Consider the following 14,870-nt stretch of genomic DNA (forward strand, 5'->3'; position numbering starts at 1 on the left):
GAATTTATTCTCCTAAATTATTTACAACTGTCATTGAATCGAATGCGACGAACGCTGATCCAAAATGAAAATTATGGATAGCCGTCAATTTTTGAACAACATTTTTGAACAAATGAACAAAGTTATTCCAATTTATCTTAAGACCTTTGATTTAGATCGAAGCCCAAAGCGGGCTAACATTTGGCTCAAGCGGACGTGTAGCTAAAAAGCCTCCCTTAAATGTTAAATAAGGGAGGCTTTTTTAATAGCTTGTTAATTAAATCAGCTATTGTTTTCTGTAACTATACTACATTTATGATGTGCTGAAATTCTGAGTCCACAAATATGCGTTGTTTTTTTGTATAGTTAGATCATCCATTCATTGCTAATTATCATTTATATTGATTCTCGTTGCCACATGTACATGGTTCCCTAAATTTGTCTCTTCCTCATCCTGTTGACGGATAAAATCAAGTAGTCGCCTCAATTCTCCATTGGCATCATCCCACCATTTAATTGACCATATCCTATGGAATATAAATCCATATCTTTCAAGTTGCTCCTGGCGGAAGCTGTCCCAGGCGTAAGCTTCAGGACTGTTATGATATTTCGCGCCATCACACTCTATTGCGATTAGTGGTTTGTGGTTTATTTTTGATTTTACAACGATATCAATTCGGAAACCGCCTACGGAATGCTGCTGTTCTAAGCGATCTGCACCGATATGCTGTGCAAGTTGTTCAAATACTTCATCTTCAAATGGAGACTCAGACCCTAAGCTAAATTCCGCGGGTTCATACAGTTTGTCTGTACAATACTGACTCAACAACTGTAAAATGCCCTTTCGCAATTCGTCATTACCCTCACTTACCGCTTTCGCATAGGTAAAGTAAGCGTACATAATACCACGGCCTTTATTGCCCTTCTGTTGGATAAGATTTGGGTACTGACCAACATACTCCTGCGGGAAAGAAGTACAAACATATACTTTTGACCGTGCTCGAGTGATGATTACATTCAACATACGATGTCCTTTACCCTGTATAATCGGACCAAAGTTTTGACTAAACGAACCGTCGGCTTTTCGCCCAAATGTCGTTGAGAGAATGATAATATCCCGTTCGTCGCCCTGAATGTTTTCGAGATTTTTAACAAAGAATGAATCTCCCGCCTGCGCCATTAAGCTGTCAAATACAGAATCGTTCTGGCGAACTGCACTCAGTTCCTCAAGGATCAAGTTGCGTTGATAAATATTGAAAGTAGCAACACCCACGCTTGGAATACTATCTTTAGCATCCTTCATGATCTGTTGTAACAATTCGACCACTTTCAATGCCTCTTGCTTATTTACTTGTCCTTCATACAATCCGTCAATCTGTACGTATTCGATAGGAGTGTAGTGCTCCTTCGCCGGAACAGGCATTAACCTATTTCCGTAAAACGCATGATTGGAGAAGTCGATAAGATAAGGGTGTTTCGAGCGGTAATGGACTTTTAAATAAGATTCGACGAACCCTTTGTCTACAGCATAAGCTAGTAACGATTCGCTATCCGCAAGATTAAGCTGAGCAGCTTGCAGCGCAGTCCGATCTGAAAATTCATCTTCGGAATCTTCTATCTCATCATCAATCGGATCAAGTAGCGCTCCACTTCCCTCGAAGTAAGAAGAGGGGGCCATCTGGTGCTTATCACCGGAAACAATTTTAGCTTTTCCCCGGATCAGGGCCGCGTAAGTATCTTCGAGACGCAGCTGACTGGCCTCATCGAATATAACCACATCAAAAATTCCTTCCTGTAGCGGCAAGATAGAACTGCAGACCGAAGGATTGACCAATAATACTGGAAAAAAATCTGTAAATAGTTCAAATTCTCTGTTTACAATGGTGCGGAGTGAATTGCGACGCATTCCCTTAGCTCCTTTCTTATTAAAGAGACTATTTATATTTTGTCCTCTGGCTTTGAACTTTCCTACAGCATCAGCCTGTTTTTCTGTCCATAAGGCAATAATGCTATTCAGCTGCGCATGGTTAAACTCTTGTTTTTGCTGTTGATATTGTTGTAGTTGGTAATCGCTTTTTGGCAGTTCTTGTGGCTCATTTGTCGTGAGTATCCAATACAAATACCAGCATTCGAATGCATCAGCCCAATGATCTTTAAGGTGTAGACTGATTGTGGTAATAAGCTTTTGTTGCGCTTTGTCCACTGAAAGGAAAAATGATTTCCACTCATGATAGATACGGAAATCACTCATATGTTCATTGAACGTTGTGATGGTATGCTTAATCTTATCACATTGTTCCTGTGCGGTTTGAAGATTTATATAGGGTAAAAATACACCATCCGTAATATTTCCTGTTAATTGGTTACTTTCAATATCGTCAAACGAGTTTTGTAGACTTCGATAGGCATCAGAGCGTGCCGCGTAATAGTCACGAAAATTATTGTAATACCTTAATTGAAAAGTTACTCTTTCAGTTAGATAGGGTACTGCTTCAATCAAGCTGTTGATATCAGTAACAGGAGTCGTTGGAACGATATTGTAATCAGCGATTAGCATTTGCTCAATACTATCCAGTTTTTGAAGTAGGGGAGCTATTTGCCCTTTTAGTTCACTCAGTTCAGCATGAAAATGATGATCATTAATATTAGACAAATAGCTACTTATCGTATGCGGGTATTGCTCTTTCCAAGCGGCTGTCTTTTGTCTGAGTTCCTCGATATTATTTAGATAAATAGATAAATCAGTCGTTTCCAAATGATCGTTATATTGATGGTCAATATAATTTTTCTGAACATGGGCTACTCTTACCTGCGCGATGCGATTCTTTAGTTCAATTCTCGTTTGTTTTATCTGTTTATGCTTTCCCGAGAATATACTTAATAAACTTGTTTTAAATTTTGCACCACTACTGTTATTTAATAAGTTATTGCCATATTGAGCAATGCTTGATTCAGCGTAGGCAAGATAAGTTATTATTGCATTGCTTAGCGATGTATGATAGCTGCTATAATGTTGTTGCAAAGCATCTTCATATTGCTTGAAAAATTGTTGCGCTTTAATCCGAACTGTTTGTAATGCTAAGACAATTTCGTTGATTCGCTGTTCCTGAGGAAAAGTGGATGGTAATACCTCTTCTTTAACTGAATCTCCAATACAAAAAGCTAAATAGGGCTTAAAATCCTGCTGCATTATTGCGGGGATGCCACTCAAAAAATCATCAGCCCATTGCTTTCCACTTGCTTGAAGTTCAGAAATAAGCTGTTCAATTGTTGGTAGCTGTTTATGAGCGTAAGCAATAAAATCTTCAATTCTTACACGTGATGGCCCAACCTGTTGATCTAAAAATAGATCGTCTATCAATGGTTTAAATATGGGATGGACCTGATGCGATTGCTTAAATAAATTATGGCTATGTTTTAAAACAGCAAGTGTCCTTTCTAGTTCTGTGTGATCCTGAGCAAAATTAAAATCTTGTTTCGGTATAATATTCTTGAGCGGTACTTGATTAAAGTTTTTTAATAAAGCCAAATACCGTCCTACGATCTGCGACCAACTCTTATCGCCGTAGACCGATTGAGCTAAGGCAGCATGCTGTGTGTTGATAAGTTCAGCTGATTCCTTGAGTTTTGATTTTATCGTATCATATTGGTTTTGAGCTTGCCTTACTGAGATGTAAAAAGGAACTCCGATCTGACGATCTCTGACAGAATCTACGATCGCTTCACGCGCATCGTTTACATCATCAATTACACCTACTAAAGCGCCGATCTGAGGATTCGTACGTTCGATATTTGCTTTAATAACATCAAGAGCTGTTTTCTTTTCGCAAACGACAAGACATTTCAGCCCATTGGCAAGTGCATTTGTTATCAGTGCAGTTAATGATTGACTTTTTCCCGTACCTGGGGGGCCTTGTATTATTTGATTCGGTTCATTTCCAAGAGCACTTATTATTGCCTGTTGGCTGGGGTCTGTATCTACGGCACTGAAAGGTGTTGTCGATAAGCTTTCCACTTTAAGCTCATCAAATTCAAAGGCATCGAAGCGATCCAATAAACGGGATATGTCGGTGATAATACTTTCTTTTTGCGCTCTGAATAAACCAAAAACACCGCCAAAATGAATGTAAGCTTTATTATTGGCGATAGCATCTATCTGGGATGCTTCGGGTAATACATTTATAGCTGTTTCAAAGTTTTTGCTTAGCACTTCGAGTATCTGCTCTTTACTATTCGAATTGAGCGCTTCCAGTGCTTCAGCACAGGCGTTCACTAGTTCATTGCTGTCAATCAGCGCATCTTCTAAGGCCTCATTGGTCAGACTGGGGAGTGTGATGTCATCTTCACTTTTGATAAAAGAAAGGAGGACCTCATTGATACTAATCGGGTGAATATCCGAATCCGCTATTTTTCCATTCGCTTGAACCACTTTATTTCGCAAAAACGACCATTCATTGACTTTGTTTTTAGATTTAACGGCCTCTAGTTGCCAAATAAATAATGGAGCTTTTATGATTTTCGAAGGGTCTTTTGAAGATCTTTTTATAAGTATAGGATAGCCGAATCCGAGGGTCTTCATCCCATGTTCTTTAAAATAATCTTCATTTTCAATGATGATGGAGTTCAGTCGTTTAGAAATTACGGTCAGTTTCTTTTGAGTTTCCGCATCTTTTTCATTGAGGTCTATATTATCAAATGAAATCTTAAATTCGAAGTTCGCTTTGGTCAACAAAGTATCCAAAAATGATTTGGCGAGACCATCCTCAATGAGGTCGAGCTGCTTCAGGTCTAACCGTGTGGCCAACCTTCCTGGCAATGCATTTAAATGAATAGAACGGGCGTTGCCGCCTTTTAATTTACTTTGTAAAGATTGCAGGAAAATCTTCGATGACATAATTGTAGTATTTGTATTTAACCTAAGATACAAATATTCGGTGTAATCAGCAATGGAATCAAATTACCTAACCAAAGCCGGTGAGCATTCTAATTAGACACCTTTCCTAAATTTAAATAACCATCAGCATGCATGTCCTGTAATACCATAAAAGGCTCATTGAGTCAGGAGAGTTTCCGAAAGGTAATTGGGGGCTTTATCCGTTCACTGGATAGAGACAGCACACAATACAAGTCTGCAAAGCGTTATGGATTACTCCAGGGAAAGGAGGTGGTTGTTAGGTTTTACTTTGAGGAGATTGGTTAGTTTGAGCCTAACTTATCGCATTCGTCATAAAAAAAATCCCTAACCTCTTGTGGAAGTTTTTTGAACTTTGGAGCTTCATTAAAATACCCATTTAATGACGATACATATTTATCCATTCTCGAAAACGGTAGATCATTTAAATTTTTAAAGAAGTCTTTAAAATGATCCGTTGTGTTTTGGCAAGCGACTTCAAGTTGCTCTTTATTTATTTTTTTCATTTTACAAATATAACTACTTAGTTATGACTATTTATTGTATGGTACAATCCTAATACTTCACCACCATATCAACCCAATACACTTTTGTGTAGAACTTCCCCATCAACTTCATTCTCACCTTTAATTTTAGTTATCTTATCAGCTAATTATATTGCCAAGTGAAAAGATATTTAGTATTTATTGCGCTGCTAGGGCTAGGCTTTGGCGCGTGCAAGAAAGAGCAGGTTTCTGATCCTGAAAAGCCAACTGTTGAGACTATTAAAATTGCAGGCCACGATTATCCTAAAGATTCAACTTTTACAGTGTTTGCCAAATACTCAGGCTTACCAAAAGAAGATCTTAAATTTCTTCAGGATGAGGAAGTCTTCATTTACAAGGATTATTTAAAAGTGTTACCATCCGATTACCTAACCCTTAAGAAATAATGAGAAAATTAATTTTATCAGCAATTTATCTGTTTATTACCCTTCTGACTTTTGCACAAACTAATCCTGTAAAAGTAGCTGATTTTTTTGCTGATTTTGAAATTAAACCATACAATGGAAATGTTATGGATACGGTGTACAATACAGGTGTTGATGTTGTATTACCTGTTTTTGTGCGATTTAAATTAAAGGGAGCTTATGGAAGTGGCATTTTTAGCATGGTTCCTCAAAAAAGTTACGCCTCAATATTGTACGAGCATGCTAATGGCTTCGATTTTAATCCTTTGCCAAACGGTATTGACCTTAGTCGAAATGAATGGATTCCATCAATTGGCAGTATTTATTCACCTTATGTAAAAGTTGATCTTACATTATATAAAGAATATCTAAAATCAGGAAAATTAAAAACTTATTACATGTCAGAATATGACGCAGTAAACAGGGGGTGGCAAAACCGACTACAAGCCAGTTCTACAAGGAATATCACAGTAATACAAGTTCCTAACTTTATCGGACCGAATCAAATTTGTGATGAAGCCACATATACAATTGAAAGACCTGATGTAGTAACATTAGAAAACGCGGCTGGAATTGCAACATTAACATCACTAGGAAATAATCAGTGGAAGGTAACTAGAATCGGTACTGCAAATGGTCCAGTTAAATTAAGATCGACTTCTTCTGGTAAGACTTTTGAAAAAGATATTGTAATTGGAAGTCCAACACCAACAATATCAGGCACCTCCCAAATAAATACTGTCGGAGAGTACAACTATATTGTTTCTAGAAACGCACCTGGATCAACGATTGAATATAACCTCATGCTTGGCGGGGATGTCGAATTAATTCCGGTATCTGATGCTGAGTTCAAAATTAAAGTAATTAATCCAAACACATCAGGTTCAAATATGATTGTTAAGATTAGAGCTAGGGAAACCAATTCTTGTGGCACTTCTAGCTATACTATTAAAAACATTACTCTAAATGGGAATATGTAAATATTTCTAAGTTTTAAAAGCCTAGATCAAAAATCTAGGCTTTTTTCATTTTAAGTACTCGGGGTGCTGCACTTATCGCGGATGAGAAATGAATTACTTTTTAACATTAAACAATAAAATGAAAAATTTTTTATATATTCAGTTAAATATATATTACCTAATAACAAATTATGCGAAAAATTTTAATTTTGTTTGCGCTATTCCTATTTGCGCAATCCAACAGTGCAAAAGCACAATCAATCAAAGGATGTATTACAGCGTTCTTTAATGATGTACAGTCTTCTTCCACAACTGCATCAGGAGATTACAGAAATTGTATTTCGAAAGTCCCAGGATCAGGCGGAGGTGGAGCTGGGGCAGGTCCAGATTTAGACCACGATGAAGGTCCAGGTGAGGAACCAGATTTTGAATTCCCTCACTATACATTTGCTGAGATATTAGAAAAATCAAATATAAGTTATATATCTTCTCCATCTGATCAAATAGCAGATTTTGAAAATATGTATGGCACTGCATTAACTATAATCAGAACTGTTAATGTTGTTGGGATGAATCCTTATGATGCATTAGGAAAATATATTGGTTATATAATTGATAACAACTTAACACATATTTTCTACACTAATGTGCATGGTACACTTTATCCAGGCATTGCATTAGAAGTATTATATAATTACGTGAATTATGGTAATTCTGTGATACCTGCATCTTGGGCATCGTTAGGTTACTCTTTGAACTAGTAAAGAAAGCCTAGACCAACAATCTAGGCTTTTACTATTGGATCAACCCAATACACTTTTGTGTAGAACTTCCCGATCAACTACATTCTCCCCTTTAATTTTAGTTATCTTATCAGCTAATTATATTACCAAGTGAAAAGATATTTAATGTTTATTGCGCTGCTAGGGCTAGGCTTTTGCGCGTGTAAGAAAGAGCAGGCTGCTGAGCCTGAAAAGCCAACTGTTGAAACTATCAAAATTGCAGGCCACGATTATCCTAAAGATTCAACTTTTACAGTGTTTGCCAAATACTCAGGCTTACGGAAAGAAGATCTTAAATTTCTTCAGGATGAGGAAGTCTTCATTTACAAGGATTATTTAAAAGTGTTACCATCCGATTACCTAACCCTTAAGAAATAATGAGAAAATTAATTTTATCAGCAATTTATCTGTTTATTACCCTTCTGACTTTTGCACAAACTAATCCTGTAAAAGTAGCTGATTTTTTTGCTGATTTTGAAATTAAACCATACAATGGAAATGTTATGGATACGGTGTACAATACAGGTGTTGATGTTGTATTACCTGTTTTTGTGCGATTTAAATTAAAGGGAGCTTATGGAAGTGGCATTTTTAGCATGGTTCCTCAAAAAAGTTACGCCTCAATATTGTACGAGCATGCTAATGGCTTCGATTTTAATCCTTTGCCAAACGGTATTGACCTTAGTCGAAATGAATGGATTCCATCAATTGGCAGTATTTATTCACCTTATGTAAAAGTTGATCTTACATTATATAAAGAATATCTAAAATCAGGAAAATTAAAAACTTATTACATGTCAGAATATGACGCAGTAAACAGGGGGTGGCAAAACCGACTCCAAGCCATTTTTACAAGGAATATCACTGTAATAGACGTTGCCAACTTCATAGGCCCTGATGCAATATGTAATGAGGCTACATATACAATCGAAAGAGCTGGCACTATTTCACTTCAAAATGCAAATGGTATTGCAACTTTGACATCTTTAGGGAATAACCAATGGAAATTAGTAAGAAATGGAACTGCTACAGGTACAGTAAAAATTAGATCTATTTCTAATGGTAAGATTTTCGATAAAACTGTATATGTAGGAGGAGGAATGGTCACTGGAATACAAGGACCTGATAATGTTAATGGCGGACACCTTTATGTGCTGGAAGCATTTACAGAAGGCGGAGGCACCATAGAATGGGAATTCAACTCTCCATATATAAATCCTACTGGAGGTTTTTCATATAACCAATTTGAATTCTACACTTCTGAAATACTTCAAAATCAGAAAAACATCAAAATTACAATCACTGCCAAATGCACAAGTGAATGTGGAACTGTAACATATAAGACTAAAACATTAACATTAAACCCATAACAAGAACAAAAGCCTAGACCGGAATCTAGGCTTTTACTATTATTTGCCTGTCCCTAACAGCTTGGGAAAATAGTCTAATGCCAAAGGATCTCTGACTTTGAAATATTTTTCCGCATTCTCAGGAATTCATCTCCCAGGTAGCAAGACCAGAATTAGGAGACACGCTCTATAGTATTACAAAAGGAAATTATAACCAAACTGTAAGTGAAACTTTAGACCCTTTGTCACTGCAATTGGATTTCATGAATAAAATTGGGAGCAATAATAATAGTAATTTCTTTATAACAGGCGGAATTGATTTTGGATTGTAAATGTGAAAATTAAAAACTCTTACAATCTTGATACCGTGGCACATTGGCGAACTTCCCAGCCGGACACAATAAAACAATTCAACATGTATGGATCAACAAGGTTACCTCCATCTATTGAATATCAAAAAGCTGTTTCTAACGTGAATTTAGGCTTTATGTGGATTTTAAATGCTAAGGATGTTAACATTAAGGCACATTTGACTACAGGTCTAAGTAGCTATTCAAACCTCATTTCAATAAGGCAAAGCAAATCTGGATCGATAAACTATCAATTTAAATCAGAAAAGGATATTTATCTTCAGCTTAGACTTTTTGCTACTTATATGCCTGCAGGTATAAGTTTTGGAATGGAATCCTTTTATCGTCGCCATTCAATTCCATCATTTAATTTCACGCTTTCGAAAGCTTTTGATATAAGAGGTTTTACAAAGAATTTCACGCCAGTTTCAGGACTTAGTATGTCACAAAGATAGAACTAGGAAATTTGATATATTATAGATACCAAACTTTAATTCCCTATGCAAGGATTTACTCCTTCGTTAATAGAAGTGGGATTTGAACAACATTTTCAAAAAAATAAACAAGTATAACTCCAAATAATCTTACGAGTTTTAAAGCAGATCGAAGCCCAAAGCCGGTTAATATGTAGTCAAAGCGGACATCTAGAGTACACAGGCAAAGACAATGCGATTAAAGGCACTGGAATTATTTTCTCTTATTAATTGATATGGAAAAAGACGAAATTTTTAACTATTTTTTGCAGGTATTTAAAATTTTTAGAAATAATATCAAAATCTGAATTATGTTAAATTATATAGCAGCTATTTGCTTAGTTTTCTTAGGTTTAATGCTTAAATATTCCTCTCAGGACGGTTATAGCCCATTAAAAAAATATTGGTTTTTATTTGTAATTGCGGGAGGGGGATCATTAATATATAAGTTATTTCAATTATTATAGCGATGAATAGATAATTTATTGCTCATTAATTACTAATGAACTAGTAATTCACGAATGGGTTGTATCAGCTATTTTGATACAGCCCATTTTTTGTAAGACATGTTTTCCACTTCAACACAACACCAGACTTTTCGGTATCTACCGCGTACCGCTTACATACACCTTGTTTTCCTCAGATCGCCGTCTTAGCAACCATACTTTTGTCATACACATAAAAACAAAAGAAAATGACAAATCAATTTTTAATTAAAAACACAATGGCAGATATGCGAGGTCTATCTGCCTGTGAAATTACGCTATTACAGAGCGGCTGTTATGCCGGGGTAGAGTTGTTAGGCTATTATGAAAAAGGTGACACACCGGCTCCGATTATCTATTATCTCGCTCCAACTACACCTGACCCGGGCTCGGATAATGGTGGAAGCCTCATTGAAATTGCAGGAATTAAGCTAATACACCGTTTCGTAGGTACTGCCGATATCAGATATTTTGGAGCGGCACCGCAGAATTTGGATAACACGACTTTTATCCAAAAGTGTATTGACACCGTTCAGATCAATTGCATTTCAATTGATAATAATACGTATAAGGTACTTGGATCAATCAATCTAAAATCAGCTTTAAAAATACAAGGGGATACTTCATTGATAACAAAGACTGGTAGTCAGACGGTTGCTCTTTTTGTGGGTACAGCAGTTAGTGAGGTTGAAATAGATGGTATACGATTACATGGTGGATTCGATCCTGCGAAGCCCAACAACATTAACTATGCTGGCTTGTTATTTTCCGAATCTTCCAATTTGATTATAACAAATGTGAGTGTAGAGAAGTTCTCTGTGGGGATACGTCTATATTATTGTGATAATGTAGAAATGTCGTTATGTACTATCACCGATAATAACAGTATTGGAATTTCAGGCCTTGCTAATAATGCGAAGTTAAAAAATAGCTTCATCCAACGAAATGGAAACGATATTCCAGCGGCATCACAGCAGACGCGAGATATTTACCTCATCAACAGTAGCAATCTTGAGATATTTAACAATACAATTGGAAATTCAATAGATCCGCTAACTCGGGCGCTGGCAGTAAGATATGATGCTGATGATCTACGGACAGATTTCGATAAGGTGGAGAATATTTCAATACAACACAACCGCTTTCAAAACAACGGTGTCGGTATCGGAAGTGATCCAGGATTGGTGGCAACACAGCGCATTCCTCCAGTCAATGTGATTCTTGAATCTAATGATTTTACAGGTACAGCTGATGTATGGATTGATGATGTTTTCAATGCAAGAACACAGCACAACATAGGTATTGTCAATTACAATGTCAGGATAGGTACGAGTAAGCCATTTTCCCTTTATTCGTTCAATGATGAAACACAACAAGTCAATCAAAATTCTTTATCTGGCAATCAAACGGTTGCTAGAGACGCTATTGTCTTTGATAAGACGAATTTCACAAGTACTACCGGCTTCGCTTTTAATACCGTCTCCGGTTACGGCGGACTTCCAGCGTGTACAATTAAAAGCCCAAAAAGCAAAGTGCCTTTATTTGATACATCCTTTTCCAGTAGATTTGTTGCTGGAAATGTATTGGTTGAAGATAGCTTTAGACCAAATTTAAGCAATCGCAACTATTTTGATTATGAGATCGTGAATAGCAGCTCATTTACTCCTAATAATATTTCAAATGAGCGAAATCCCTTTTTTATTAGAGTAGATACTGTTGGAGTATTAAATATTACCGCGCCTTCAAATAGTAAAAACGGAGCAGAACTCGAGTTTATCCTGCTAAATTTTAGACCTACCGGGCAGATGAATATTGCTTTTTCTGCCGAATATGATTTATCGGAGAATACGAAGCGAGCACTAGCTGGTCTTCCATATGCTAAGTTCATCTTTTTGAAATTCAGATACCTAAGGGGTGTGTGGAGAGAGGAGGTCAATAACTATTTTTTCAATAAGTCATCTGCAGTCGCCAATATCTCAAATACGAATCTCTCAAATACAACAGCTACAGATGTGGCTGGTTTGGTCTCTTGGATTAATTCGGATTTAATTCCGTTGGTTAATGCAAATAAAACCCAACTTAATGCCAAATTAGAATCCGATCGAGCGAGTGGCCAACAATCAAGTTAACGATATAATTCAATCCCCTCCCTTAAAGATTAATAAGGGTGGCTTTTTTATTGAATTGAAAATTTCCATTACATCGTAGTCAAACCATCCATTCTTTACCTGCTTGTAAGGAATATTTAAATCAGCTAAATCCTGACTTGTTTGATAACAGGGATGAAACCAAATCCAAAAATTCTCTTGGTCTTGTTCTCTCAAATTTTTCATCACAGTCGTTTGGCGCGAATGCCACAAAAGGGCCTACCTCTCTTAAAAAGAGGTGGGCTATTTTTTTTGAATAAGTATAAATTCAAATTCTAAATATTTTCTCAATAGAATAAAATTTATAAATAATTTGAATTTATAAATTTTATTCTATTTTTATATCAGCTAATTAACCTGACAAGTGTATATTGAATTTATAAGCCAGAGGTAAAACTTACCCTTAATAACTTGTAAAAGTGTATGTGTTATTAGTATTTCAAGTTTAGAAACCTAATTATAAATCATATGAAATACGCAATCACAGTGCTACTTCTCTGCTATACTTTAATAGCATCAGCACAAGAACAAAACTCTTCTGGAATCTTAATCGGGAATTTTTATCGGACCAAAGTAGATATGGTCGTCCAACAATTTGATTATATTAAAGAAGATACATTACCCTTTCGGTACATCGCTAAGGCCGGTGCAAAATTTACAATTATTGGAATAAAAAATTCTGAAATTATTATAAAATTTTGGCATTTTAAAGACACCAATGCGCAATCTCAACCTGAAAAGGATTTTGCAAAAAAAGGATCTCAATTACTCTATATTGACAAATCAGCAAACGATAAGCATTTTGTAGTACAAACAACAGTACTTAATGGAAAGACAGAAAGCTATAATGGTAGGTCAACAAGTTTCGTATGGGGGATTACTACTTTACCAGTAAAATTGAGATTTGGAAATAGTGACGGCAGAGAATTTCAATTCTCCAGCAATTTCAATATAGGTACCAATGCAGGGATACAATGGGCGTTTAAAGGCAGGAAATCTCAAAACCTTAATTTATTGTTTGGTGTCGGTATATCGTCCGTACAAGTAGATAGCGCTTCTACTGAAGGTAAACAAAGGGAATCAATAACTGCTGCTGCATTTACCCCCTCCTTAGGTGTGGTTTATGGATATGAAAGAATGCAGGTTGGAATCTATACCGGAATGGATTTTACTGGTGGGGCATTAAGTAAGAAATGGGTTTATCAAAGCAAACCCTGGTTGGCAGTAGGTATAGGTTTTGCATTGTTCCAAAAGGAAAAGCAGGAAGAGGCTGGACAGGGTGATAATTAATAAGCAAATATAAAATCAATAATGACTATGTAATCATTTTTTTTGCCATGAAAAGAACACTTGTAATTCTGTTTTTATGCATTGTCCATTACGGCTCCTTCGGCCAAAATAAATATATGGACAGTGAGCTTGACCCAAATAGATTAAACATGAATTTTCGGGTCTATGACCCGAACACAGCGCTATTTATGGGCCAGCTTTCTGATTTGGTTTATGAAGATTCCTTGTTGATCGATAATTATATGCAGATCCTACGAAAACGATATCCCGACTGGAAAATATCCTATAAATTTTTGAATAACAAGAAATCGGATGCCCAAGCGTTGTTGTTTTGTACTAAAAATTTTATGATTATCGCCTTTCGAGGGACAGAGCCAAACATAGTGGCCGATTGGATTACAGACGCTTCATTTTGGAATTATGAAAATAACCCCTCGTTTGGTAATGCGCTCTCTGGAATGCCAGCGGGACATGGCGGGTTTAGAAGGTCATTAATAAATTTGATTCAGGAAGAGGATTTATTTAGTGAAATAGATTTATTGAGCCAGAAGATGCATCCAGAACTTAAACGATCGCAATTCCCTATTTATACTACCGGTCACTCACTTGGAGCAGCCCTGTCTCAGCTCTTTATGGAGTGTTTGAGGTTTGAGGGATACAATTTCAAAGGAGCCTATCACTTTGCTCCACCACTCGCTGTTTCCTGTTCCCTACGGGAGCAGATGAAGTTTAACTTTGGCTCTATTGTTTATGATATTGTAAACTATAAAGATTATGTACCTCGTGCGGGACGTAACGGAGTCGCACACTTTGGGCAATTCCTCAGAATATGCGACGACGGAGAAATTCATTTTGAAAAAGAAGCCTATGTGAAATTTTCAATTGCCGAATATACAAAGGCCCTTAAATACCATAAACTGACGAACCATTTAGCAGCTATAAGACGCGATGACAATAAGCTGCAGGAAATCAAATCTCGTTCCTCCGACTTTTCATGCATGGGTGATGAAATAATAGAAAAAGACCCCTGCAAAATTGAAAATTAAAATATAATTGCATAGTAGGAAATGAATGGCGAAGATCTGAGATGGCTGCGAAATACGCGAACCGTCAGTGCATGATGTGGAGCAATGAATCAATACTTGACGCAATGTGACCTATCCCAAAAAACTGGAGCATTTAAAAGTAGAGCATT

The 14,870-nt window shown here is 36.5% G+C and carries 12 protein-coding genes; 10 read left to right on the forward strand and 2 right to left on the reverse strand.

Going from position 1 to position 14,870, the window contains the following annotated elements; all coding sequences use genetic code 11:
• Window positions 1-364: 364 nt before the first annotated feature.
• Window positions 365-4,873 (reverse strand): ATP-binding protein, encoded by a 4,509-nt coding sequence (locus tag A9970_RS03525; RefSeq protein WP_182981321.1) that lies wholly within the window; start codon window positions 4,871-4,873, stop codon window positions 365-367.
• Between the two features lie 132 nt (window positions 4,874-5,005).
• On the opposite strand from A9970_RS03525, the gene A9970_RS03530 reads away from it, so the two are divergent.
• Entirely contained in the window at window positions 5,006-5,179 is a 174-nt protein-coding gene (locus A9970_RS03530) for a hypothetical protein (RefSeq protein WP_153845621.1), read from the forward strand.
• Here A9970_RS03530 and A9970_RS03535 read toward each other — a convergent pair.
• Entirely contained in the window at window positions 5,176-5,397 is a 222-nt protein-coding gene (locus A9970_RS03535) for a hypothetical protein (RefSeq protein ID WP_153845622.1), read from the reverse strand. The genes A9970_RS03530 and A9970_RS03535 overlap by 4 nt on opposite strands.
• Before the next feature lie 158 nt (window positions 5,398-5,555).
• Between A9970_RS03535 and A9970_RS03540 the strand changes: the two genes are divergently transcribed.
• From A9970_RS03540 to A9970_RS03580, 9 genes are all read left to right on the forward strand, one after another.
• On the forward strand, window positions 5,556-5,822 hold the full coding sequence (locus tag A9970_RS03540; protein ID WP_182981322.1) for a hypothetical protein: 267 nt from the start codon (window positions 5,556-5,558) through the stop codon (window positions 5,820-5,822).
• A complete protein-coding gene (locus A9970_RS03545) occupies window positions 5,822-6,820 on the forward strand; it encodes a hypothetical protein (protein ID WP_182981323.1) in 999 nt (332 codons plus the stop codon). The genes A9970_RS03540 and A9970_RS03545 overlap by 1 nt, the downstream gene beginning before the upstream one ends.
• Window positions 6,821-6,990: 170 nt before the next feature.
• The gene (locus A9970_RS03550; RefSeq protein ID WP_182981324.1) at window positions 6,991-7,560 is read left to right on the forward strand and encodes a hypothetical protein; all 570 of its coding nucleotides are present in this window, start codon (window positions 6,991-6,993) and stop codon (window positions 7,558-7,560) included.
• Window positions 7,561-7,692: 132 nt separating this feature from the next.
• Window positions 7,693-7,959, forward strand: a complete 267-nt coding sequence (locus A9970_RS03555; protein WP_182981325.1) for a hypothetical protein — start codon at window positions 7,693-7,695, stop codon at window positions 7,957-7,959.
• Window positions 7,959-8,951 (forward strand): hypothetical protein, encoded by a 993-nt coding sequence (locus A9970_RS03560; protein WP_182981326.1) that lies wholly within the window; start codon window positions 7,959-7,961, stop codon window positions 8,949-8,951. The genes A9970_RS03555 and A9970_RS03560 overlap by 1 nt, the downstream gene beginning before the upstream one ends.
• A 394-nt stretch (window positions 8,952-9,345) precedes the next feature.
• Window positions 9,346-9,735 (forward strand): hypothetical protein, encoded by a 390-nt coding sequence (locus A9970_RS03565; RefSeq protein WP_182981327.1) that lies wholly within the window; start codon window positions 9,346-9,348, stop codon window positions 9,733-9,735.
• A gap of 712 nt (window positions 9,736-10,447) precedes the next feature.
• Window positions 10,448-12,367, forward strand: coding sequence for a right-handed parallel beta-helix repeat-containing protein (locus A9970_RS03570; RefSeq protein WP_182981328.1), 1,920 nt, complete (start codon window positions 10,448-10,450; stop codon window positions 12,365-12,367).
• Window positions 12,368-12,853: 486 nt separating this feature from the next.
• Entirely contained in the window at window positions 12,854-13,675 is an 822-nt protein-coding gene (locus A9970_RS03575) for a hypothetical protein (RefSeq protein ID WP_182981329.1), read from the forward strand.
• 47 nt (window positions 13,676-13,722) lie between these two features.
• Window positions 13,723-14,721 carry a lipase family protein gene (locus A9970_RS03580; protein WP_182981330.1) on the forward strand — a complete coding sequence of 333 codons (999 nt, stop codon included), beginning with the start codon at window positions 13,723-13,725 and terminating at the stop codon, window positions 14,719-14,721.
• The last annotated feature ends 149 nt before the right edge of the window (window positions 14,722-14,870 follow it).

It is taken from the genome of Sphingobacterium sp. UME9, assembly GCF_014170215.1.
In the GTDB taxonomy this organism is placed as follows: domain Bacteria; phylum Bacteroidota; class Bacteroidia; order Sphingobacteriales; family Sphingobacteriaceae; genus Sphingobacterium; species Sphingobacterium paramultivorum.

Coding starts and splice junctions, on each gene's coding strand:
- A9970_RS03575 (WP_182981329.1), top strand. CDS start 12,854: ATGAAATACGCAATCACAGTGCTACTTCTCTGCTATACTTTAATAGCA.
- A9970_RS03580 (WP_182981330.1), top strand. CDS start 13,723: ATGAAAAGAACACTTGTAATTCTGTTTTTATGCATTGTCCATTACGGC.
- A9970_RS03530 (WP_153845621.1), top strand. CDS start 5,006: ATGTCCTGTAATACCATAAAAGGCTCATTGAGTCAGGAGAGTTTCCGA.
- A9970_RS03545 (WP_182981323.1), top strand. CDS start 5,822: ATGAGAAAATTAATTTTATCAGCAATTTATCTGTTTATTACCCTTCTG.
- A9970_RS03560 (WP_182981326.1), top strand. CDS start 7,959: ATGAGAAAATTAATTTTATCAGCAATTTATCTGTTTATTACCCTTCTG.
- A9970_RS03570 (WP_182981328.1), top strand. CDS start 10,448: ATGACAAATCAATTTTTAATTAAAAACACAATGGCAGATATGCGAGGT.
- A9970_RS03525 (WP_182981321.1), bottom strand. CDS start 4,873: ATGTCATCGAAGATTTTCCTGCAATCTTTACAAAGTAAATTAAAAGGC.
- A9970_RS03550 (WP_182981324.1), top strand. CDS start 6,991: ATGCGAAAAATTTTAATTTTGTTTGCGCTATTCCTATTTGCGCAATCC.
- A9970_RS03535 (WP_153845622.1), bottom strand. CDS start 5,397: ATGAAAAAAATAAATAAAGAGCAACTTGAAGTCGCTTGCCAAAACACA.
- A9970_RS03565 (WP_182981327.1), top strand. CDS start 9,346: ATGTATGGATCAACAAGGTTACCTCCATCTATTGAATATCAAAAAGCT.